A 21,447-nucleotide genomic window follows, 5' to 3' on the forward strand; every position below is an offset into this window, starting at 1 on the left:
AAAAACACAAAATCCCCCAGACCAACCGTCTGCGGGAGCTGAAAATGGGCATAAAAAAACACGATAACAAAATATCGCGCGCCCGGTACTACTTTCAGTTGTTAAATCGGGTGACGGTTATTTAGAGAGATATTCAGTTGTCAAGCACCTCAGTAAGGGCGGCTGTGTAAACAGTTGTAGTTACAGTATGAATGAACATGTTGCATCTCTCCTTTCGCCATAGTATGTACTTCAAATCTATTCCAATTGTAAACGATGTGTGCCGGTTTAGGCAACCCATTTCCTTGAAAATATATGAGAGGGGAGGAAACTCCCCTCCGTAATGGCTTCGCGGTTAGGCGAAGACCACCTCAGTACTTGTAATCAACTCGATCACTCCTTTCCTCGAGAGTCAGCCGGCCGGCTAAGTTCATTACACCATATTGGCTGCTGGCACCGCAAGGGAAAGAACCGTTAAATTGATTTTTACCTGTATTCAGATTTGGCTGTACTTATGATATTTCGAACGGAAATACTGCTCAAGCCCTTTGGAGAGGCAGAAAAAGCCTGCGATCAACAGCACATAGCCCAGCATCGGGTACATGAAAATCCAGTCCCACGCGCCGATAGCCCCTTTGGCTGCCCCCGCCATCCCCGCCCATTCATGCGTAATGGATTGAAGTAATACAGGATCGATGGTCATCAGCGTTCCGCCTACAAATATATTAAAAATACCGAGCTGTCCAAAAATCGTCAACGTCAGAATAAGCTCATTCATAAATAGAATCAGAAACGATTCTTTCATTTGAGGATAAATATGATAACGGATCGTCCGCACCGGTCCCGCCCCAAGCGCTACGCATGAGAGAATATACTGCTGCTCTTTTATATGGCGCGTTTTGTTGGCTGTACTTGAAATGATGGAGGGCAGTCCGAGTATGACAAGCAAACCGCATAAGACACAAGTTAAATACATCGGCGTCAGCTGCGAATTGATGCTGATCCCCCCCATGAAGAAATACACAATAACGAACATCGGCAGCCCGCTTAATAAGTTTCCGCTGGAATTCCGGCCGCCGCCCGGGCGCACATACCCCCGCCACAAACCAAGTACGCCTCCGATCATTACCCGCAGGACAGCGACTGCCAGCGCGGGCAGGATTGTATACTTCGCACCGTACATCATGTGCGTCAAAATATCGTATCCGAACACGTCCGTACCGAACAGGTACTCCGAATTAGGCTTGATTGGCGGGGCAACAAATTCCTGCTCCCCCTGTTCGTTCGTAACGAAGCCTGACTTCACATGGTGTTCAAGCGAATACGGAGCCAGCAGCGGGCCAAAGAATGCCAGAACGATCATAAAACCGGCGAGAACTAAGCCCGTCCATGTCCAACGGTTCATCGGCGCACCCCTTTCTCCAGCAGCGCTATCAAGCCTTTCACCAGAACAAGAATAAGTCCATAGAGCGCCATAAAAGTGAACAAACAATTTAACACGAGGGAAAACTCTCTTCCGCTCCTCATCATCAGTTTGGTAATTCCATGCACGTTGTAGAAATATTCCACGATAAAGAGATTGCTCATGATGATCCCAAGAAACTTGGGCAGGTCCGCCTTGAGAAAAGGCAGCACGTTCGGGAGCATATGTTTCACTAAAATATAAGGACGGCTGAAGCCTTTGGCTTTAATGGTCCGGATATAATCGGCAGTCAGCGCCTCCTCAATATGCACGGACAAATTCCTCAGCACGTAAAAGGTCGGAACAATAACCATGGAAGCAAGCGGCAAAGCTACCGCGGGCTCGTCCGACATGAACGTAGCGACACGGGCCAGCAGAACCCCCGTAGATTTATAGAAAAATACTACAAACAACTGAAGCGCAATCATAATCACGAAATCGGGAATGACTACGACGGCATCCAGCAGATTACGGAGCCTCTTGGAACGGTAAAGCACTACAGCCCCTGCTAACCCGAGCAGAATACTGCCGACCGCAGCTGTCAGGACATACGTAAATGAAGGCTGCCAATAGGACCCTATGTCTTCAAAAAAAGATCTTTGAGCTCCGCTCAACTCATACTGAAACGATTCTCCTCCGGGAAGTCCGGATACATAACGGGTTACCGTTTCGGCTGCCGCCTTCCATTGGAATGCCAGCCCTCCCGCATCTGCTTGAACCAGTACAGGAAAAAGCGCAAAAAGAACAGCCCCCGCGACGGAAACCAGCAGGGGCGTGAGACGTGAAACTACACTTTTCATCACAATTCACCTTCGGTTGATTATTCTAACGTACTTCTATTCGACAACCCCTTCCGTCATTCCTGCGGGAAGGGGCTTCCTTTAAAAGGTAATCCTATTTCACGTAGCCGTTTACAATGTTCACAAGAAGGTCGTTCAGATACTCCACCTGAAATTCCCCTACTTCCGCTTCCTTATGATCCGAGCCGATGCCGCTATGATCTGTCAGGAATACGTAAGTCCCGCCGGTATAAATGCCGAATGTCCTAAGGATATACTCCGTATCGCTGTCGATGCCGCTGGATACGACGGGAATGATCCGAATTCCCTTGGCTGCCGCCTGCTGTATGACTTTTTTGACCTTTTCTATCGTTTCCGGCTTATGGCGGGGTGGCGCATCCAACACGAGGAAGAGCAGCCGTGCCCGTGCGTGATCGCTCCAGTCGTGCTCGTTAACCGCATTATCCAGCGCCAGCTCCACCGCTTCCGGATAATCTCCGCCGCCGGCTGCGGACTGGGCGCTGAATTGCTCCACTACTTCATCTATGCTTCGGGTAAAAGGAAAATCTTTTATCGTATAGGAGTCTTGGATGTCCCGGTAGAAATTGCTGCTGATTCTCATATCCAGTTTCTGATTATTTTCCTGTTCGATCCGCTGTACTACATTCTTCAACTCCGCTTCCAGATATTCCAGTTCATCCCCCATAGACCCTGTAGTGTCTACGGCAAACAGCACATCCAGGCTGTCCGTCGCCTCTGGTTCGTTGCGCAGCTCGACTTTCAACGGCTCCTGCCGCTCAAACTCTACGTTTTCCACTACTCGCGTGTCCTGTCCCGATTCGGCAGTGATCCGGTAAGGACCTCCTTGGCCTTGCGGGTCAAAGGGGGCCGCAAACAGTTCCGCCTGCCCTTTGCGGTCCGTCCGCGCTTTCCATACCGGCCCCTGCCGGCTGTCGGAAAGGATGACCTCCGCATCGGGAACGGGCTTATTTTGGTAAGTCACTAGAACGGTAAGCCTTTGCGCGGTATAAAAGCCCCAGTACTGCTCTGCATTGCCCCAGTCACTCTCTTGCAGCTGAAGTTTCCATCTCTTCCACTCTCTCAGATCGTTCCATTCGCCTGCTGTCAGCTGCCCTGCCGGAATGTCTTGGGCAGGCTTCCCTCCGGGACTGCCTGTGCTTCCGCCGCCTCCGCCCCGGGCGGGACCGCTTCCCGTGCCGGTCTCCTCCCCTTTGGATTCGCCGGCGCCGCCGGCGGCATCGTCCTTGCCGGACGTGTCGGAAGAACTCTTGGACGGCGCGGATTCAGCCGTATTGCCAGCGCTGTTGCTCTTGTCATTCCGGCCGCCGCTGCTGCATGCCGGCATTGCTGCGAGACAGGCGCAGAGGAAAACGGCGAAGAAGATGAACCTTTGTTTTCTCATCTAGACAAGCCCCCTTGATCATTTCTGAGTTCCCTCTATGTATGACGCATCCAGAAATTACTAAGTTGCACACAAACTGGTTCTTCTTCGGATTTATTTTGACATGAAATTGCCTTCGGCGCTTGCCACCCCTTGGGACAACCTTGTAAAATTTGAATCAGACAGGAGTGTGGCAGCCGACATGGATACGATCGAGATCATTCATATGGAGATTACGAATCAAGGGTTATCCGAGGTAGTTGATTTTTTCAAAGCCGAACTGGTTGTCGTCACCGAACTAGGGTACCGAAACTGGTATGTGGATGTAAGTGGAATCCGCGACCCGTTGCTGCTGGATCGTTTCAGCGACAGTGATGATATCCGGGTAGAGATGAAGCTGCGGACGGCGGACGGGGATGTGTTGAACGGGGACGGATATTTTCACCCCAATGTGACAGCGGCTGCTGCTGCGGTCAGGGGCGAAGGTGTGCTTCACGGCTATGAGGACCCAAGTAAGGAATAGGCCGCGCGCTCTTTTGCAGCCAATTAACTAGGAGAGTAGGAGAACAAACATGATGTATGGAGCGCCTCTTTCTGGAAAAGCCAGAAAAATGCTGCTGCTCGGCTCAGGCGAGCTCGGCAAGGAAGTGATCATTGAAGCACAGCGACTAGGTGTGGAAACCATTGCGGTGGACCGCTATGCTAATGCGCCTGCGATGCAGGTAGCCCACCGCTCCCATGTGATCAACATGCTGGATGCGGCCGAGTTGCGCAGAGTTATCGAAGACGAGAAACCGGATCTGATCGTGCCCGAGATTGAAGCGATTGCGACTGCAACACTGGAGGAGCTGGAACAGGAAGGTTTCCGGGTAATTCCCACGGCCCGCGCCTCACGGCTCACGATGGACCGGGAAGGCATCCGCCGTCTCGCCGCAGAAGAACTCGGCGTGCCTACGGCGAAATATGAATTCGCGGATTCGCTTGAAGAGCTGAAGGCGGCTGTAGAGAAAATGGGGACGCCATGCGTCATTAAGCCGATCATGAGCTCGTCCGGCAAGGGACAGAGCGTCTGCCGCGACTTCAGCGAAGCGGAAGCCTGCTGGGAGACAGCGATGGAAGGCGGCCGCGCCAAGAAAACGCGCGTGATCGTCGAGGAGTTCATCCGGTTCGACTCGGAGATCACGCTGCTCACGATCCGGTCGGTAAGCGGAACCTCGTTCTGCGCCCCGATCGGGCATGTGCAGAAAGACGGCGACTATATCGAGTCGTGGCAGCCGCACTTTATGAGCGAAGCTGCGCTGGCGGAAGCCCAGCAGATCGCGGCGAAAGTGACCGACGCGCTGGGAGGCTGGGGCCTGTACGGCGTCGAGCTGTTTTTGACCGGGCAGGGCGTATACTTCAGTGAAGTATCGCCGCGTCCGCACGACACCGGGCTGGTCACGCTCGTGTCGCAGGATTTGAGCGAGTTTGCGCTGCATGTGCGCGCGATTCTCGGGTTCCCCGTGCCGACGATCCGCCAGCTGACGCCGGGCGCGACGCACACGCTGAAAGCGGTGCAGGAGACCGCCGATTACACGATCGGCGGATTAGAGGAAGCCTTGGCGGTGCCGAACAGCCAAGTGCGCGTATTCGGCAAGCCGGAGACGAAGATCGGCCGCCGGATGGCTGTTGCCTTAAGCACCGCCGATACGGTGGATAAGGCCCGCGAGCAGGCCGCCCAAGCTGCGGCGGCGCTGCGGCTCGAGTACGACGGCAGGTAAATGTTGAAAAGGCTGAACCAGTGTACCTGGTTCAGCCTCTTTTTGTATATGTCCTCTGCAATTACCCCTTCATCCGCGGGTCCAGCACGTCGCGCAGGCCGTCGCCCATCAGGTTAAAGCCCAGCACGGTCAGCATAATGGACAACCCCGGGAACAGCACTGTCCAAGGCGCCGTTTGGATAAATTGGCGTGAGTCGGACAGCATTTTGCCCCATTCCGGTTCCGGCGGCTGCGCTCCCATTCCCAGGAACCCTAATGCGGCGGCCTCGATAATCGCGGTAGCCACGCCGAGCGTGCCCTGAACAATAACCGGCCCCAAACAGTTGGGCAGGATATGGTGAAACAGGATTCTGCCATTCTTCATCCCGAGCGCTTTGGCCGCCACGATATATTCCTCTTCCCGCAGGCTCAGCACCCTTGACCGGACCAAGCGCCCGAACACGGGCACATTCACGATGGCGATGGCGAGCAGAGAGTTTTGCAAGGACGGACCGAGTGCCGCCACGATCGCAATAGCCAGCAATATACTCGGAAAAGCCAGCAGAATATCGAAAATCCGGGAAATGATTCCGTCCAGCCAACGGCCGTAATATCCCGCGACCATTCCCAGGAAGGTTCCTGCGATAATGGAGCCGATCACCGAGCTGGTCCCTACCCAAAGGGAAATTCGGGTCCCGTAAATGATACGGGTAAACAAATCCCGTCCCAAATCATCGGTCCCAAACCAATGTGTTGAGTTCGGTTTTTGCAGCCGGTCCATCAGAACCTGCTCTTTGTAATCAAATTGGGTAATCCAGGGCGCGAAGATCGCCAGCAGTACAAAAAACGAAATAATGCCCAAACCGACCATAGCCAGCTTATTTTTCCGGTAACTGCGCCATCCTTCCGCCCACGGGGACGACACCTCCGGTTTGGCAGGCGGCTTCGAAATTCCAACAGCCGTTTGTGACATGGGTCCCCCTCCTACTTATAGCTGATTCTTGGATCAACGGCCGCGTACAGCAAATCAACCAGAAGATTGATGAGCACGAATAGAAAAGCGATAATCAGAATGCCGGACTGAATCACAGGATAATCCCTCGCCGCAATCGCATCGAAAATATACCGCCCGACCCCCGGCCATGCAAAAATCGTCTCCGTCAGCACCGCACCGCCCAACAGCAGTCCGAACTGAAGCCCGATCACCGTCAGTACGGGAATAAACGCATTTCTCAAGGCATGTTTATAGATGATGAGAAATTGCGACATCCCTTTGGAGCGGGCTGTGCGGATATAATCCGAACGCAGCACGTCCAGCATGCTGGAACGCGTCATTCTTGCAATAATTGCCATGGGGATGGTTCCCAGCGCAATTCCCGGCAGTATGAGATGCTTGATCACGGTCCAAAGCTGGTCCCACCGTCCGGCGAGCATGGCGTCAATCAAATACAGATTGGTGACCGCTTCGATCGGATCCCTTGCGTTCATCCGCCCAATGGACGGGAGCCATTTCAGTTCCAGCGCAAAAATCCACTGCTCCATCAGTCCAAGCCAAAAGATAGGCATTGAAACCCCAATGAGAGCGATTAGCATGCTGAGATAATCAAACCAGGAGTTCTGTTTCCAGGCACTCAGTATGCCTGCGTTGACCCCGATCAGAACGGCAAAAGCCATACTGATGACGGTCAGTTCCAGGGTAGCCGCCAGATAAGGTTTGATCTCCGCAGAGATGCGCTCCTTGGTCCGGATCGAAGTGCCCAGGTCCCCTGTCACCAGCTTTTTCAAGTAATCCCCATATTGAACGTACAACGGCTGATCCAGCTTCAGCTGTTTGCGCAGCGCTTCCTTCGACTCATTGCTTGCCTTCTCGCCGAGAATCACCTCTGCAGGGTCCCCGGGTATGGCATGGATGATGGAGAATACGATGATCGTCATCCCGAGCAGAACCGGAATCAACATGACTAACCGTCGAATCGTATAGTTCAGCATACAGTCCCCCCTTACGTTAGCAAGATTAAAAGAAAAGACGGCAGGCAGACGCCCGCCGTCCCTGTATCCAGTCCGGCCCCGCCTTACGGCAAGGCTGAAGCCCGCTGATTACTTGAAGAACACCTCGCTGTAAGGCTCCGACCCTGTCGGGGAAGGAACATATCCGCTCAGGTTCGCTTTCCCTGCAAGCAGCGGCGTGGAGTGAACCAGCGGAACCCACGGCGCATCCTGTTTAATCAGCAGTTGCGCCTGTTTGTACAGGTCTTCACGTTTCTTCGGATCGGTCTCGGATTGTCCTGCCGTCAGCAGTTTGTTTACTTCTTCATTGGAATAGAAGCTGTAATTGTTGCTTCCGATCGCATCTTTATGCAGGAGAGTAAACAGGAAGTTATCCGGATCCCCGTTGTCCCCCTGCCAGCCCAGCATATACAGGTCGTCTTTGTCGCCTTTCTTGGCATCATCCAAATACGTAGCCCATTCTGGAGATTCAATCTTCGTTTTTACGCCGATTTTGGCAAAGTCGGCCTGAATGGCTTCCGCTACTTTCTTACCGTCCGGCATATAAGGACGCGCCACCGGCATGGCATAGAACGTCAGCTCATCCGGCAAACCGTTCGGATAACCTGCTTCCGCCAGAAGCGTTTTGGCTTTTTCCAAATCATAAGGGTAATCCTGAACATCGGCATTGTAACCGAGCGTGGAAGGCGGCATCGGATTGACAGCCGGTTTCGCAAGCCCGCCGTAGAACGCCTGGATTAAACCTTCTTTGTTCACCGCGTAGTTCAGCGCTACACGAACCTTCGGATTGTCGAACGGTTTTTTCTTCGTGTTAAAGCCTAAGTATCCTACATTGAACGAATCCCGCATAATTTTCTGCAGGTCTGTATTGCCTTCCAAAGCTGCCAGGTCATCCGGGTTCACGCCTTCCATCAGGTCGATCTCTCCGTTTTGCAGCGCAGTAAACCGTGCTGTATTTTCGGGAATAACGCGAATGATGACTTTATTCAATTTCGGAAGCCCTTGCTGCCAGTAGTTCGGATTCTTCTCCACGGTAATGGAATCATTCCGTTTCCACTCTTTAAACATGAACGGCCCAGTGCCGACAGGCTCGGATTTGTACTTGTCCTTTTTCTCCTGAATCGCTTTCGGGCTTCCGATGGAGAAGGAAGGCATGGCGATATTTTGCAGGAACGGAGCTTGCGGTTTGTTCAAAATAATCTGGACAGTGGACGGGTCCACAGCTTTCACTTCTTTAATGACGCGGCTGCCGTCCGGACCAAACATGGAATCGTAATAGTCGAAGGAATCGCCTTCGAATTTATAAGGGCTTTTCGGATCGGTCCAGCGGTTGAAGTTAAATACGACGGCATCGGCATTAAAATCGGTTCCGTCATGGAATTTAACGCCTTGGCGCAGCTTGAAAGTATAGGTAAGGCCGTCTGGAGAGGCTTCATAGCTTTCAGCCAGTGCCGGCATAACTTCCGTAGTGCCCGCTTTATAAGTAAGCAAGCCCTCGAACATCTGCTCCGTTACTTTCAGCGATTCTCCGTCTGTAACGATGGCCGGATCCAAGGAAGCGGAATCCCCGCCGCGTGCAACGATCAGTGTGTCCTGCCCTTTGGAGGCCGTATCGTCGGTAGCCGGTGTCTCCGCCGCCGTATTTTCCTTCGTACCGCCGTTTTCAGCGGCCGGGGCATTGTTATTATTGCTGCAGCCTGTAAATACCAGCATCGCGGCCAGCACCATGGCGGCGCCGGAATGAACCCATTTTTTCATAAAACCTCTCCCTTTCTCTTACTGCTCTATGTATTTGTAATCCCTTCCCCCGTTTTCAGGGATAGAGATGACATGCCGCTTCATGCTCCCCTGAAATCCGTTGGAGCTGAGGCCGTTCCGTTCGGCACCGTTCCATAGCGAGCGGACAACGGGTATGAAACACACATCCTTGAGGAGCGTTGGACGGGCTGGGAACTTCCCCCTGCAATATGATTCGTTCCTTCACTGCATTCGGATCGGGATTTGGAACTGCAGAGAGCAGCGCCTGCGTGTAAGGATGCTTCGGTTCCCGGTACAGGGAGTGTTTATCCCCGATCTCCACGATCCTGCCCAGATACATAACGGCTACCCTATCGCAAAAATGCTTCACCACACTCAAATCATGCGCGATAAATACGTAGGTAAGCTGGAATTGATCCCGAAGGTCCTGCATCAAGTTCAGAATCTGCGACTGAATGGATACGTCCAGTGCCGATACCGGTTCATCCGCCACAATCAGCTTGGGTTGGAGCATTAAAGCTCTCGCAATGGCGATCCGCTGCCGCTGCCCTCCGGAGAACTGATGAGGGAACCGTTCCAGCTGCCAGGGACTGAGCCCGACCGTCTCCATCACCTGTTCCACCCTCTCCCGCCGTTCCTTGGCATCGCCGACTCCGTGAACAATCAACGGCTCTTCCAGAATTTTGCGCACCCTATGCCGGGGATTTAGGGAAGCAAACGGATCCTGAAAAATCATCTGCATATCCCTGCGCACTTCTCTCATCCTTGCAGCGGAGAAGGCTGTAACCTCTTCCCCTTCAAAATACACTTGTCCGCCTGTTGGCTCCATTAGGCGCAGCAGCGAACGCCCGGTTGTGGACTTCCCGCATCCGCTCTCCCCTACGATTCCGAAGGATTCTCCTTTGCGGACCTGAAACGAAACATCGTCCACGGCTTTGACATAGCCGGATACTTGTTGAAGCAGCCCTTTGCGGACAGGAAAATAAGTTTTTAATTGCTTTACTTCCAGTACATGTTCGTAAGCAGCATTGGAACTCAAACGGCAGCCTCCTTCTCTTCGTTCAGCCAGCACCGGGCCCGGTGGCCCAAGCCCGTTACGTCACGTAAGTCCGGCACCATGCTGCGGCATTGTTCCATCTGATATTCACACCTGGGCGCAAACCTGCAGCCTTCCGTGATGGAGCCGGGCATCGGAACGTTCCCGGGAATGGAGTACAAGCGCTTTACGTCTTCTTCGATTTTTGGAATAGAACGGATCAAGCCTTGCGTATACGGATGGCGGGGCCGATCGAAAATCTCCCGGACCGTCCCCTCCTCCACCACTTTACCGGCATACATGACGACTACGCGGTGGCAGAGCTCGGCGACCACGCCAAGATCATGCGTGATCATCAGAATGGCTGTGCCGGTTTCCTGATTCAGCTTTTTCATCAAATCCAGAATTTGAGCCTGTATCGTTACATCCAAAGCTGTGGTCGGTTCGTCCGCAATCAGCAGCTCGGGTTCGCAGCACAGCGCAATAGCAATCATTACACGCTGGCGCATCCCCCCGGACAGCTGATGCGGATATTCCTTAACGATCGTGTCCGCCCTTGCGATGCCTACCCTTTTCAACATCTCCACAGCCTGAAGCATGGAGGCTTTCTTGCTGATCTTTCGGTGCAGCCTCAACGTCTCCGAAATTTGCTCTCCAATCGTGAGCAGCGGATTTAGGGAGGTCATAGGCTCCTGAAAGATCATTGAGATTTCATCCCCTCGAATCTGCTTCATCCGCTTTTCCTTCGCTTTGGTGAGATCTTCGTCCTTGAAAAGAATAGACCCTCCGGCAATCTTTCCCGGTGGCTTGGGAATCAGCTGCATGATCGACAGGGACGTCACGCTTTTGCCGCAGCCGGATTCGCCAACGATGCCAACGATCTCCCCTTTGCGGATTGTAAGATCAACCCCGTCTACTGCAGGCACTTCTCCCCGCTCGGTGACAAAATGCGTACGCAGGTCTCTGATTTCCAGAAGATGGGGACCCATGCGCGATCTCCTCCTTGTATGTATGATCATGTATGTTCATGTATTTTCGACAAATGCCGGGCGGAAAAGAAATTATTGAACTTAGGTCAATTACTACCGGCGAAGGCTCCTTGTATATCGACAAATTAAGAGACTGTAACATGTAATATGTAAGCTACTCTATCATTGACTTGACCTTCCAGTGGTCGATTACTTAGTTTAGTATAGGTGTTCCGAGAATTTTCTGTCAATTATAAATTTTTCGATAAATGAAAGCGCAAGCAGTACCATAGATGCGTTAAATTAAGTATCATACCCTTATCTCATGACAAAAGACCTAAGCGCCGCCGGCCGCTTAGGTCTCTAATCTCTCGCCATTTCGTTTACTTTCCCGCCGTCTTTCTTTCCGGCTCTTCGCGACCTGAGCCTGCAGGCACGCCATCGCCTCCCATGGCGTCATCTTCCGGGCGGCGGCGCAGCAGCCGCCACATGAGCTGCGCCGCTTCGCGCACCGTCTTCGGCCGCGCCGCCGACGAGTCCACGCCTTCGAGCAGGCGGAACGGCCGCGCCAAGCGCGGCAAATGCAGCTCCGCCGCGGCAATGACCGCGTCGTCGAACAGCAGATCCGGGCCGCCGGACACAAGCAGCCGGCCCTGCTTCAGGATCAGCACCTGATCGGCCCACTCGGCTGCAAAATCGACGTCATGCGTCGCGACGATCAGCGTAATGCCCATCAGGTGCATGGCCTCCAGCATCGACTGCAGGTCGTCCCGCCCCTTCGGGTCGAGAAACGCCATCGGCTCATCGAGCACGACGATGGTCGGCTTCATCGCCAGCACCCCGGCGATGGCCACCCGGCGTTTCTGCCCGTAGCTGAGCTCGAAAGGGGACCGCCCGCGGAGATCGGCGATCCCGACCGCTTCGAGCGCATCCCGGACGCGGTCCTCCACTTCCTCCTCGCCCAGGCCTTGGTTCCGCGGCCCGAACGCGACATCCTCCCCGACCGTCGTTGAGAAAATCTGATCGTCCGGGTCCTGATAAACTACGCCCACCCGGCTTCCGGCCAGAGGCCCGCGGCGGCCGCCCTCCGCTCCGGTACCCTGGCCCAGCACCGTCACCGTTCCGGTGGAAGGCTGTTCCAGCCCGTTCAGCAATGAAATTAAAGTAGATTTGCCCGCTCCGTTCGGCCCCATCAGAGCCATTTTGGTCCTGGCCTGTACCGAGAATGTAATATCCCTCAGCGCTTCCCGGTCTCCGTATCGATAACAGACCCGATTCACTTCCACGGCTGACTGGCCCATCCCATCGCCTCCTCTTCGATCCTCCGGTTCTTCTGAAAACGGCGTCCCGGTCCCGTCAAACCCGCCTCTTGCGCGAATGGACTGGTAAATGCGGCCGCTCCGGCTAAGCGCTCTAAGGAACAGAGAACCAAGCAGCTGCCCGCAGCGGCGGTAAACCGAGTCGGACCAAAACCGGCCCTGCAGGCGCAAGCCCCTTGATTTTTGCGCTTTGAGCATACTTTGGCCTTCATCCATGAGCAGGAACAAGTATCGCAGAAGCATCCCGAGAAGTTCCACCATAACGGCCGGGATCCCGATCGCCCGCATGCTGCGGATCAGATCAAACAGCGGGGTAACCGCTATGATATACGCGATCAGCAGGTTAGCGTTAACCAGCTTCAGCATGATCACTGCGGAACGTGCCAGCCCTTCCTCCGTAGCTGTAAGCCCAAACCAGCCGGTGAAAACCGGTTCACCGGGCGTCGTAAACGGCAGCATAACGGCGGCTGCGAATCCGAAGGGAATCAGAAGCACCAGCCGTCCCAGCACGAACCGAAAAGGCACTCCGCTCCACAAAACAGCAAACAGTACAAAGCCCGCTGTCCACGAAAGAACAGTCATGCTCTGCACTGTCACAACAGCGGCGACCAAGGCCAGCACACAAATAAGCCGATATTTGGGGTTGGGTATCCAGGCTTTTACTTTGGAAGACTCATTCGGCCTTACGGTGATGTTTTTGATCATCGGCCTTCCCCCGTTTCGAAAGCAAGTAAGTGATTCCGTAAAGGACTCCAACCAGCGCTAAAATGCCTATGATGCCTGCAGCACCGGTCTTTAGTGCGCTGGAACTGAAGCCGCCTGCCTCATAATCAGGAAAAGGAGAGGCTGTGAATACAGGTGAAGCCTGAGAAGCGAAGTCTTGATCTTCGGCAACCCGGTCCAATCCGTCCGGTTTAGAGGAGGCATAGGGCGAAAGAAAGCCGGCGATCAACACCGTGCCAGCCATCATCCCTACCCACTTCCATCTGCTGAGTGTCAGTTTCATTTCCGTGTGCGGCACTGCCTTTTCCCGACTCAAATGAAATTTCATGCCGCCTCGGCCTCCCTTGGAATCTCGACTTTCCGCTCTGCCAAATAGGCAGCGACCAGTGCCGTAATCGTCCCTTCTCCAATTCCGATTAAGCTGTGCCATCCGACCATTGCGCTCACAACGCTTTGGGCCGGATAACCGGACCAGACGAGTAAGGCAGCGACACCCGCAGCAGCAGCAACAATGGAACACCATCCCGCCAGGAACGTAACCGCAAATCGAAAACGTTCCCCCAGCAGCTTCATTCCTGCCCGGTAGACCCCATATCCGGCGTAACAACCGATGACACCCGTACAAACAATATTGGCCCCAAGCACCGTCACTCCTCCGTCCTGAAACAGAAACGCCTGGATGATCAGCACAGCAGCCATGATGATGACGCCGACAAGAGGCCCGAACAGAATCGATGCCAGCGTACCGCCGAGAAAATGGCCCGAGGTAGCCCCTGCAACGGGGAAATTGATCATCTGCGCCGCAAAAATGAAGGAGCCGACCAACGCGATCATCGGCACTTTTTTGCCGGGGAGCTGGACTTGGGACTTTTTGAGCGCGTAAGCAAGCACTCCGGCACCGGCTGCGGTAGTAGTCATCCACGTTTTGGCATCTAAAAATCCGTCAGGAATATGCATAGCAGTTCTCCTTTTCTTAATGCTTCAGCATGGATGCCAGCGTTCTTTTGAGCTGGAGAAAATCGGGATCCTCCTTGATTTCCTGCGTGCGCCCCTCCGGCAGATTCACCACGAAATCTCCGATGATCCTTCCGGGATTCGCACCCATGACGAGTACCCGCTGGGAAAGAAAAATCGCTTCATCGATATCATGCGTAATAAACACGACCGTCGTTTTCTCCTCTACCCACACGTTCAACAGCATTTCCTGCATTTCCAGCTTCGTCTGTGCGTCCAGAGCCCCGAACGGTTCATCCATCAAAAGCACCTTGGGATTGTTCGCCAACGCTCTCGCAATCGCCACGCGCTGCTTCATTCCTCCGGACAGTTCTTTCGGGAATGCATTTGCAAAACGCTCCAGCCGGATCAGCTTCAAGTAATGATCCGAAATGCGGCGGCGTTCAAAAATCGGCAGACCTTTCAGCTTAGGCCCGTATTCGATATTTTGCCGCACCGTCAGCCATGGAAACAGTGTATAACCTTGAAACACCATGCCCCTGTCCGCACCCGGCCCGACAATCTCTTCCCCGTCTACGGCAGCTAACCCGCCGGTCGCCTCTTCCAAACCGGCTAAAATCCTGAGCAGGGTGGATTTTCCGCAGCCGGAAGGGCCGAGAATCGAGAGAAACTGGTTGCCCGGAATACTCAAATCAATTTCCTTCAATGCCACGAACGATTTGGATCGGCTGACATAAGTCTTGTTGAGACCTTCTACTTTGATAAGCTCTTGTGCCGGTTCAAGCCGTTCAGCTGCCCCCGTTCTCATGGTTCGCTCCTCCTTTTTGTCACAGCCAAGGGAATAATCTGCGGTTCAGAAAAGCGAAGATACGGTCGCTGATCAGCCCGAGCAGTCCGATTACGATAATGCCTACAAAAATCTGATCCGTATTGAGAAAACGCTGAGCCTTCATGATGGCATACCCAAGTCCGCTGTTAACAGCTACCAGTTCCGCTACGACCAGATAAGTCCATGCCCAGCCTAGGGTAAGGCGCAGCGTGCTCATCAGGCTCGGGCGGATAGCCGGGATCAGCACGGTCTCCAGCGCTTTCCAGCGGCCGGCTCCAAGCGTGAACGAAGCCTGCAGCAAGTCTTTCGGCACTTGACGCGTGGCATCCGCCACCATCAGCACCAACTGAAAGAAGCATCCGATAAAGATCAGCAATATTTTGGCCCACTCGCCGATTCCCGCCCAAACCATAATTAACGGAATAAAGGCTACGGCCGGCATATAACGGATAAATTCCATCGGCGGCTCGATGAAGGCTTCACCGATTTTGAACGTGCCCGCCAAAATGCCAAGAGGGATGCCGATCACACAGGCCAGCGCAAATCCTGCACTCACCCGCAAAATGCTGATCCAGATGTGGCCCCAGTATTCCGCCGTACCCAGCAAATGAATCAGTTCCGTCAATACGTCCACCGGCGTCGGCAGAAAGATCGGGTTCACCAGCTTCAGATAACTAAGCAGGGACCAAGCCGCCAGAATCGCAGCAAACGATGCCCCGGTGATTAACATAAAAGCAAGCGGCCGGATCGGCGCAAAGATCTGGAACGTCTTCCGGCGCGCTTTCGCGCCTTTCCGTGGGTCCGTGTTGGCTGTCCATAAGTTTATTTTTGTACTTTTCTCCACTCGCTCCATAACGGTCTCACCTCTCGCTGGCTTTTTGCACGAATTTCGGTTCCAGGATGCCGCTTACGTCGGGCAACTCGCTGATCATATCCAGATTTTTCAGGAATTCAGCCGTTTTATTGCCTGTGTATTCCAGGGATGTGTAGTCATCCGCCTTTTCAAAAGCCTTCAGGTTATCTTCTATGCCAAAAATCTTTACGCTGTCTAATCCCAGTTTGAAATCTTCCGGCGTAGTCTCTGCCTTTTTGGCCATGATTTCGATCGCTTCCTCATGATGATCTTTGAAGTAGGCCAGCGCATCGAACCAGGCATCGACGATTTTCTGCACATCATCAGGGCGTTTCTCCACGACCCCTTTGCGGAACACCAGCAGATCGGGGATAAGACCCGGGGTATCCTTGGAGGAGAAGAGCACTTTTCCCTTGCCCTCTTTTACCGCTTTGGTCTGAAAGGGCTCCCACAGAACCGACGCATCCGTTTTGCCGCTGATAAAGGCAAGTCCCGCATCGTTTACCGTCATATTCACAAAATTTACATCCGATTCCTTCATGCCGTTTTCGTCCAGCGCCGTAAGCAGCAGCAGATGATCCACCGTCCCGAGCTCAGTAGCAACGGTCTTGCCCTTTAGCTCCCCAATGGAATTAATATCTGTTTTGGAAACAATGGCGTCCCCTCCGTTGGAGTTGTCATTCACCAGCACTGCGGAAAGCTCGATGCCTTTGGAAGCCGGGGCCAGAGTATCGCTTAGCGTCTGGCTGTTTGCATCCACTTTGCCGGTAGCCAGAGCCTGCAGGGAATCACTATAGACAGGGAACCATTCCAGCTTTACGTTCACTCCGTGCTTTTCAAAAAAACCTTTCTCTTCTACTAAGTACCATAAAAACCAGCCCGGCCAGGGACTCAGCGCAATGGTCACCGGATCGTCCGCCGAACCCCCCGCCTCTTTCGATGAACCTCCGCACCCCGACAGCACTCCCGTCACCAATATCAACATTGCAAGCAGCAGCGTCAGCTTTCTTTTCACTCCAACCACTCCCTTTATCTAAAAATGTATAAGAGCCATGACACCGGATTAGCGCCAGACATGTTACCGCAGCTAAAAGAAGGGTCAGGTGTGAAAAAAAGCCCTGGAGGCAGTCTCCCAGGCTTTTATCCTTCCGTGTTATATGGGCGCTGCCGTCCATACGCTGTCTCTTGGACCAGGCCCGACCTGATTTCTCAGTTCAGCGGAACCCTAGACTGCATTGCGTTCTATTTGCGAGAAACAGAACCTATATTTAGTTCTCATGTTAGTAATATTAACATTTATCTGTTGTTTTTCTTTATAATACGCACATTTAACCCCTCCGTCAATCCTTATGTTATGTTTTATTACATTAATTTTAGGTGGACGGGCAGGTATAGATACTTTGCTTTTCGCGTAACAATGCAAAGTATGGGTTCTTGCTGCCGATGTTTGAAGCTTTTGTCGTCAGGGGTAAAAGCGTACAGTGGTTGTTAATCGGGATTAGGAATGATTTTGGAGGAGGTACTCAGGATGAAAAACAAAGCGGTTTGGATCGTGCTTGCCGTGGTTGTTGTAATCGGATTTCTGTTTATGGGCAAATACAACAGCCTGGTCAATGCGGAAGAAGATGTGCAGAACAAGTGGGCGCAGGTGGAGAATCAATTGAAACGGCGGGCTGATCTGATTCCTAATCTGGTGGAAACGGTCAAAGGTTACGCCAAGCATGAGCAGGAAGCGATCAAAGCCGTTACGGATGCGAGGGCACGCTTAGGCGGAGCTGCTACTCCGCAGGAAGCGGCCGATGCCAATAATGAGCTGAACGGAGCTTTGAGCCGGCTTTTGGTGATCACAGAAAACTATCCGGACTTGAAGGCAAACGAAAATTTCCGCCAGCTGTCCGATGAGCTCGCGGGGACGGAGAACCGGCTCGGTGTGGCCCGCAAAGACTATAACGATGAAGTGACAAGGTTTAACAAAACGATAAGGCAGTTTCCGGGAAGCATCATGGCAGGCATCCTCGGCTTTGAGAAAAAGCCTTATTTTGAAGTAAGCGAGTCGGAACGGGAAGTACCGAAGGTCAACTTCGGAACGTAGTTGAAGCGTCCGTCTGAAAAGGAGGTGACACCCATGCGGATAAAAGGCGGGGGAATCGGGACTTTACGGGTTTGTATACTGGCGCTCTGCATGTTATTTCTTGTGACGGCCGGAGTGGCTGCCGCTCCGCAAATTCCGCCTCCTGTTGGTGATATTTATATACAGGACCGGGCGAATGTGCTTTCGCAGGAGCAGCGGCAGGCGCTAACCGCCATCGGACGAAGCCTGGATGATCAGACCGGCGCGCAGGTCGCCGTCCTGACGATTGAGACATTGGGAGGAGAAGCGCCGGAAGACTATGCCAACGCGGCTTTTCGCAAATATCAACTGGGTGACCGTGAGAAAAACAACGGCGTACTGCTGCTATTGGCCATGCAGGAGCATGAAATCCGCATCGAGGTGGGCTACGGGCTGGAAGGGGCGATCCCTGACGCGGCTGCGGGGCGCATTCTGGATGAGTATGCGATTCCGTATTTGCGCGGAGGCCGGCCGGATCAGGCGGTGGTCGCCGCTTATCAGGCGATCAGCGCCCGTGCGGCTGAAGAATACGGCGTGAAGCTGAGTGACGGCGGCCCGCCTGCCCCTAACCCGGCTTTGGCGCAGACCGGCGGCGGCTTTCCGCTTGGTTGGGGCATAGCAGGCTTCATCGCCCTGATCGTGCTGGATGCGATTTTGTTTAAGGGCCGCATTACCCGGGCCTTGTTCGCACTCTTCCTTGCCGGCGGGGGCCGCGGTGGCTGGGGCGGCGGCGGTGGCCGTGGCGGCTGGGGCGGCGGCGGTACCGGCGGAGGGGGCTTCCGCGGCGGGGGCGGCGGCAGCTCCGGCGGCGGCGGGGCCGGACGGAAATGGTGACCTCGCAATTAATAAGGACTCTCCCGCACGGAACCGGGAGAGTCCTTATTTTGTTCCGCCTGTTGCTCCTTAAGCATTATCTGCAGTCTTACTGGCGCGGGTCCCCCATAGTGGGCCGCCACTACAACGTGATGTGCTTCCGCACGATGTCGTCGCTAAGGTCGGCGATGCCGCCCTCAGCGACGATCGTGCCTTTCTCCATCACGTAGAAACGGTCGGCGACGCCCCGCACAAAGTCAAGGCTCTGCTCGACCAGAAGAACCCCGGTGCGCCCCTCTGCCTTAATGCCGCGGATTACGCCCCGGATCTCCTCGACGATCGAAGGCTGTATGCCTTCGGTCGGCTCGTCGAGCAGCAGCACTTCGGGCTTTGATGCCAAAGCCCGGGCAAAAGCCAGCTGCTGCTGCTGCCCGCCGCTCAAGTCGCCGCCGCGGCGGGCATACATAGACGGAAGCACCGGAAATTTCTCTATCGCTTCCGCCGGCACCTCCGCATTCTTCCCCTTGGCCGCCTCCAGCCCGAGCAGCAGATTCTCATACACCGTCAGCTGGCCAAAAATTTCACGGCCCTGCGGCACATACCCGATCCCGCGCTTGGCCCGTTCCCCCGGCTCTTTGCGTGTTACTTCCGAGCCGCCGTAGAGCACCTTCCCTTTGCGCGCTTTCAGCAAGCCCATTATGCTCTTTAACAAAGTAGTTTTGCCGACACCGTTCCTCCCCAGCAGGCAGACGACCTCTCCCGGCCCCACCCGCAGCGTCACATCCCGTAAAATCACACTTTCCCCGTATCCCGACTCCAAATGCTCAACCGACAGCATGCGCATCCCTCCCGTGTCCCAAGTAGACTTCCGCCACGCGGCTGTCTTGCTGCACCTCTTCCATCGTCCCTTCCTTGAGCAGTTTCCCTTCATGCATCACCGTGACTTTACTGGCAAAATTCCGCACAAACTCCATATCGTGCTCTACAACGACGACAGTGTGGTCCTTCGCAATATCCCGGAGCAGCTCCCCGGTTTTGCCCGTTTCTTTATCCGTCATCCCCGCTACCGGCTCGTCAAGCAGAAGCAAGCCGGGTTCCTGAAGCAGCATCATTCCGATTTCCAGCCACTGCTTCTCTCCGTGAGAAAGGCTTCCCGCACGCCAATGCGTTTTGTCCGCCAATCCAATTCGTTCCAACTGCCGCGTCAGCTTACTGCGGTCCTCCCCGTTAAGAACCGCTCTCATCGCAGCCCAAACCGAACGGTTCTGCCGCATCGCCAGTTCCAGATTATCCCCTACAGTCAGGCTGGAAAATATAGACGGCGCCTGAAACTTCCGTCCGATGCCGAGCTCCGCGATCTGATGTTCTTTGCGCCGGGTAATGTCGATTTCCTCCTGATATAGGACCCTGCCGGAAGAAGGACGGACTTTGCCGCAAATTACATCCAGCATCGTCGTTTTGCCGGCGCCATTGGGGCCGATCAGAAACCGGAGTTCTCCCCGCTTCAGGGTGAGATCCATCGACTGTACCGCTTTAAACCCATCAAATTCCACAGAAACCTGCTCGCACCTAAGGATCACTTCCTGTCCGCCTTCCTTCATGCGCCCTCCTCCTTCCGCTGCGGCCCGCCTTTCAACGTTAACGCGTTTTTTCCGGCGGCCCGGAGTCGGAACTTCGCGGCCAAACCGGACATTCCGCTAAACAAACCGGCAGCGCCGCGCGGCAGAAAGATCACGACCGCAACAAACAGTCCGCCGACAAAATACAGCCAAACCTCGGGATAATTCTCGCTGAACAAGCTTTTGGCCGTATTCATAAAAACCGCCCCAAAAACCGCACCAGCCAGCGTCCCCCGGCCTCCAACCGCCACCCATAGCACCATCTCGATGGACGGTACAATACTCATCATGGAAGGGGAAATAATGCCCACATGCAGTACAAACAGCATTCCGGACAGCCCCGCAAGACCTGCCGAAACCGCAAAAGCCACCATCTGATAAGCCGCAGGGTTGTAACCCAGAAACCGCACCCGGTTTTCACCGTCACGGATCGCTTTCAGCACTTTGCCGAACCGGCTGGTGACCAGGAAACGGCACAACAAAAACGCACCGGCCAGCATCGCCACCGTAGCAAAATAAAGCATATGTTTTGTTTCCGGAGAAGCCAAGGAATACCCGAACACCGTACGGTATCCCGTCAACCCATTCGTTCCGCCGGTGTAAGCCTGCTGCCCGACAAACAAAGTCACGGTAATCAGCACAAGAGCCTGGGTCAATATCGTGAAATACACCCCTCGGATACGGTTCCGGAATGTGAAAAAGCCGAGAAACAGCGCCATCGCAACCGGCAGCAAAATGCCCATCGGGATCGCAAACCACGCCCATTTAAAGGGCTCCCAGAACCAGGGAAGCTTTGACAGCCCGCTCCATTCCATGAAATCCGGCAGCTTGCCGCCGCTGGCTTCGAGCTTTACATACATAGCCATCGCATAGGCGCCAAGCCCGAAAAACACTCCGTGGCCCAGACTCAGAATTCCTGTATACCCCCACAACAAATCAAGCCCCAAGGCGACAATGGCAAAAGCAAGAAACTTGGCCAGCAGGTTCAGCCGGAAATCGCTTAAATAAAGCGGTGCGCATAAAAGCAGTGCCGCCGCAGCCGAATATAGCAGCACACGGCTCTTGCCGGACACGAAATTCGAATTGATCAGCATGTC

Annotated in this window: 21 protein-coding genes and 1 riboswitch; of the genes, 4 read left to right on the forward strand and 17 right to left on the reverse strand. The window is 54.1% G+C overall.

Going from position 1 to position 21,447, the window contains the following annotated elements:
• Window positions 1-475: 475 nt before the first annotated feature.
• From ACFSUF_RS00555 to ACFSUF_RS00565, 3 genes are all read right to left on the reverse strand, one after another.
• Window positions 476-1,384 (reverse strand): ABC transporter permease, encoded by a 909-nt coding sequence (locus ACFSUF_RS00555; protein ID WP_377599067.1) that lies wholly within the window; start codon window positions 1,382-1,384, stop codon window positions 476-478.
• Window positions 1,381-2,241, reverse strand: coding sequence for an ABC transporter permease subunit (locus ACFSUF_RS00560; RefSeq protein WP_377599069.1), 861 nt, complete (start codon window positions 2,239-2,241; stop codon window positions 1,381-1,383). Before ACFSUF_RS00560 ends, ACFSUF_RS00555 begins: the two co-directional genes overlap by 4 nt.
• 94 nt (window positions 2,242-2,335) lie before the next feature.
• Entirely contained in the window at window positions 2,336-3,643 is a 1,308-nt protein-coding gene (locus ACFSUF_RS00565; RefSeq protein WP_377599070.1) for a vWA domain-containing protein, read from the reverse strand.
• Window positions 3,644-3,746: 103 nt separating this feature from the next.
• On the opposite strand from ACFSUF_RS00565, the gene ACFSUF_RS00570 reads away from it, so the two are divergent.
• Both ACFSUF_RS00570 and purT read left to right on the forward strand, forming a co-directional pair.
• Complete coding sequence (locus ACFSUF_RS00570) at window positions 3,747-4,145, forward strand: hypothetical protein (RefSeq protein ID WP_377599072.1); 399 nt, start codon at window positions 3,747-3,749, stop codon at window positions 4,143-4,145.
• Between the two features lie 52 nt (window positions 4,146-4,197).
• A complete protein-coding gene (gene purT / locus ACFSUF_RS00575) occupies window positions 4,198-5,382 on the forward strand; it encodes a formate-dependent phosphoribosylglycinamide formyltransferase (protein WP_377600189.1) in 1,185 nt (394 codons plus the stop codon).
• A gap of 61 nt (window positions 5,383-5,443) precedes the next feature.
• Here purT and ACFSUF_RS00580 read toward each other — a convergent pair whose 3' ends face one another.
• The 11 genes from ACFSUF_RS00580 to ACFSUF_RS00630 form a co-directional block, all read right to left on the reverse strand.
• A complete protein-coding gene (locus ACFSUF_RS00580) occupies window positions 5,444-6,334 on the reverse strand; it encodes an ABC transporter permease (RefSeq protein WP_377599074.1) in 891 nt (296 codons plus the stop codon).
• Between the two features lie 11 nt (window positions 6,335-6,345).
• Window positions 6,346-7,350, reverse strand: a complete 1,005-nt coding sequence (locus ACFSUF_RS00585; protein WP_377599076.1) for an ABC transporter permease — start codon at window positions 7,348-7,350, stop codon at window positions 6,346-6,348.
• A gap of 108 nt (window positions 7,351-7,458) precedes the next feature.
• The gene (locus ACFSUF_RS00590; protein ID WP_377599078.1) at window positions 7,459-9,126 is read right to left on the reverse strand and encodes an ABC transporter substrate-binding protein; all 1,668 of its coding nucleotides are present in this window, start codon (window positions 9,124-9,126) and stop codon (window positions 7,459-7,461) included.
• A 55-nt stretch (window positions 9,127-9,181) separates the two neighbouring features.
• Window positions 9,182-10,165, reverse strand: coding sequence for an ABC transporter ATP-binding protein (locus tag ACFSUF_RS00595; RefSeq protein ID WP_377599080.1), 984 nt, complete (start codon window positions 10,163-10,165; stop codon window positions 9,182-9,184).
• Window positions 10,162-11,151 carry an ABC transporter ATP-binding protein gene (locus ACFSUF_RS00600; protein ID WP_377599082.1) on the reverse strand — a complete coding sequence of 330 codons (990 nt, stop codon included), beginning with the start codon at window positions 11,149-11,151 and terminating at the stop codon, window positions 10,162-10,164. Before ACFSUF_RS00600 ends, ACFSUF_RS00595 begins: the two co-directional genes overlap by 4 nt.
• Before the next feature lie 362 nt (window positions 11,152-11,513).
• On the reverse strand, window positions 11,514-13,154 hold the full coding sequence (cbiQ, locus tag ACFSUF_RS00605) for a cobalt ECF transporter T component CbiQ (protein WP_377599084.1): 1,641 nt from the start codon (window positions 13,152-13,154) through the stop codon (window positions 11,514-11,516).
• On the reverse strand, window positions 13,123-13,500 hold the full coding sequence (locus tag ACFSUF_RS00610) for a PDGLE domain-containing protein (protein WP_377599086.1): 378 nt from the start codon (window positions 13,498-13,500) through the stop codon (window positions 13,123-13,125). The genes cbiQ and ACFSUF_RS00610 overlap by 32 nt, the downstream gene beginning before the upstream one ends.
• Window positions 13,497-14,129, reverse strand: a complete 633-nt coding sequence (locus tag ACFSUF_RS00615; protein WP_377599088.1) for an energy-coupling factor ABC transporter permease — start codon at window positions 14,127-14,129, stop codon at window positions 13,497-13,499. Before ACFSUF_RS00615 ends, ACFSUF_RS00610 begins: the two co-directional genes overlap by 4 nt.
• Before the next feature lie 16 nt (window positions 14,130-14,145).
• Window positions 14,146-14,934, reverse strand: a complete 789-nt coding sequence (locus ACFSUF_RS00620; RefSeq protein WP_377599090.1) for an ABC transporter ATP-binding protein — start codon at window positions 14,932-14,934, stop codon at window positions 14,146-14,148.
• 19 nt (window positions 14,935-14,953) lie between these two features.
• Window positions 14,954-15,685, reverse strand: a complete 732-nt coding sequence (locus ACFSUF_RS00625) for an ABC transporter permease (RefSeq protein ID WP_377600191.1) — start codon at window positions 15,683-15,685, stop codon at window positions 14,954-14,956.
• Between the two features lie 130 nt (window positions 15,686-15,815).
• Window positions 15,816-16,823, reverse strand: a complete 1,008-nt coding sequence (locus ACFSUF_RS00630) for an ABC transporter substrate-binding protein (RefSeq protein WP_377599092.1) — start codon at window positions 16,821-16,823, stop codon at window positions 15,816-15,818.
• Window positions 16,824-16,935: 112 nt separating this feature from the next.
• A riboswitch (guanidine-I (ykkC/yxkD leader) is annotated at window positions 16,936-17,048 on the reverse strand.
• 288 nt (window positions 17,049-17,336) lie between these two features.
• On the opposite strand from ACFSUF_RS00630, the gene ACFSUF_RS00635 reads away from it, so the two are divergent.
• Together ACFSUF_RS00635 and ACFSUF_RS00640 are read left to right on the forward strand one after the other, a co-directional pair.
• Window positions 17,337-17,900 (forward strand): LemA family protein, encoded by a 564-nt coding sequence (locus ACFSUF_RS00635; protein WP_377599094.1) that lies wholly within the window; start codon window positions 17,337-17,339, stop codon window positions 17,898-17,900.
• 33 nt (window positions 17,901-17,933) lie between these two features.
• Window positions 17,934-18,752 carry a TPM domain-containing protein gene (locus tag ACFSUF_RS00640; protein WP_377599096.1) on the forward strand — a complete coding sequence of 273 codons (819 nt, stop codon included), beginning with the start codon at window positions 17,934-17,936 and terminating at the stop codon, window positions 18,750-18,752.
• Window positions 18,753-18,873: 121 nt separating this feature from the next.
• Here ACFSUF_RS00640 and urtE read toward each other — a convergent pair whose 3' ends face one another.
• Genes urtE through urtC form a run of 3 tightly spaced genes read right to left on the reverse strand, consistent with a single transcriptional unit; the run spans window position 18,874 to window position 21,444 of the window.
• Window positions 18,874-19,569 (reverse strand): urea ABC transporter ATP-binding subunit UrtE, encoded by a 696-nt coding sequence (urtE, locus tag ACFSUF_RS00645; RefSeq protein ID WP_377599098.1) that lies wholly within the window; start codon window positions 19,567-19,569, stop codon window positions 18,874-18,876.
• Complete coding sequence (gene urtD, locus ACFSUF_RS00650; RefSeq protein WP_377599100.1) at window positions 19,556-20,332, reverse strand: urea ABC transporter ATP-binding protein UrtD; 777 nt, start codon at window positions 20,330-20,332, stop codon at window positions 19,556-19,558. Before urtD ends, urtE begins: the two co-directional genes overlap by 14 nt.
• Window positions 20,329-21,444: an urea ABC transporter permease subunit UrtC gene (urtC, locus tag ACFSUF_RS00655; protein ID WP_377599102.1), complete on the reverse strand. Its 1,116-nt coding sequence runs from the start codon at window positions 21,442-21,444 to the stop codon at window positions 20,329-20,331. Before urtC ends, urtD begins: the two co-directional genes overlap by 4 nt.
• Between the last annotated feature and the right edge of the window lie 3 nt (window positions 21,445-21,447).

This window comes from Paenibacillus gansuensis, from assembly GCF_042684925.1.
GTDB lineage: Bacteria > Bacillota > Bacilli > Paenibacillales > DY6 > Paenibacillus_N > Paenibacillus_N gansuensis.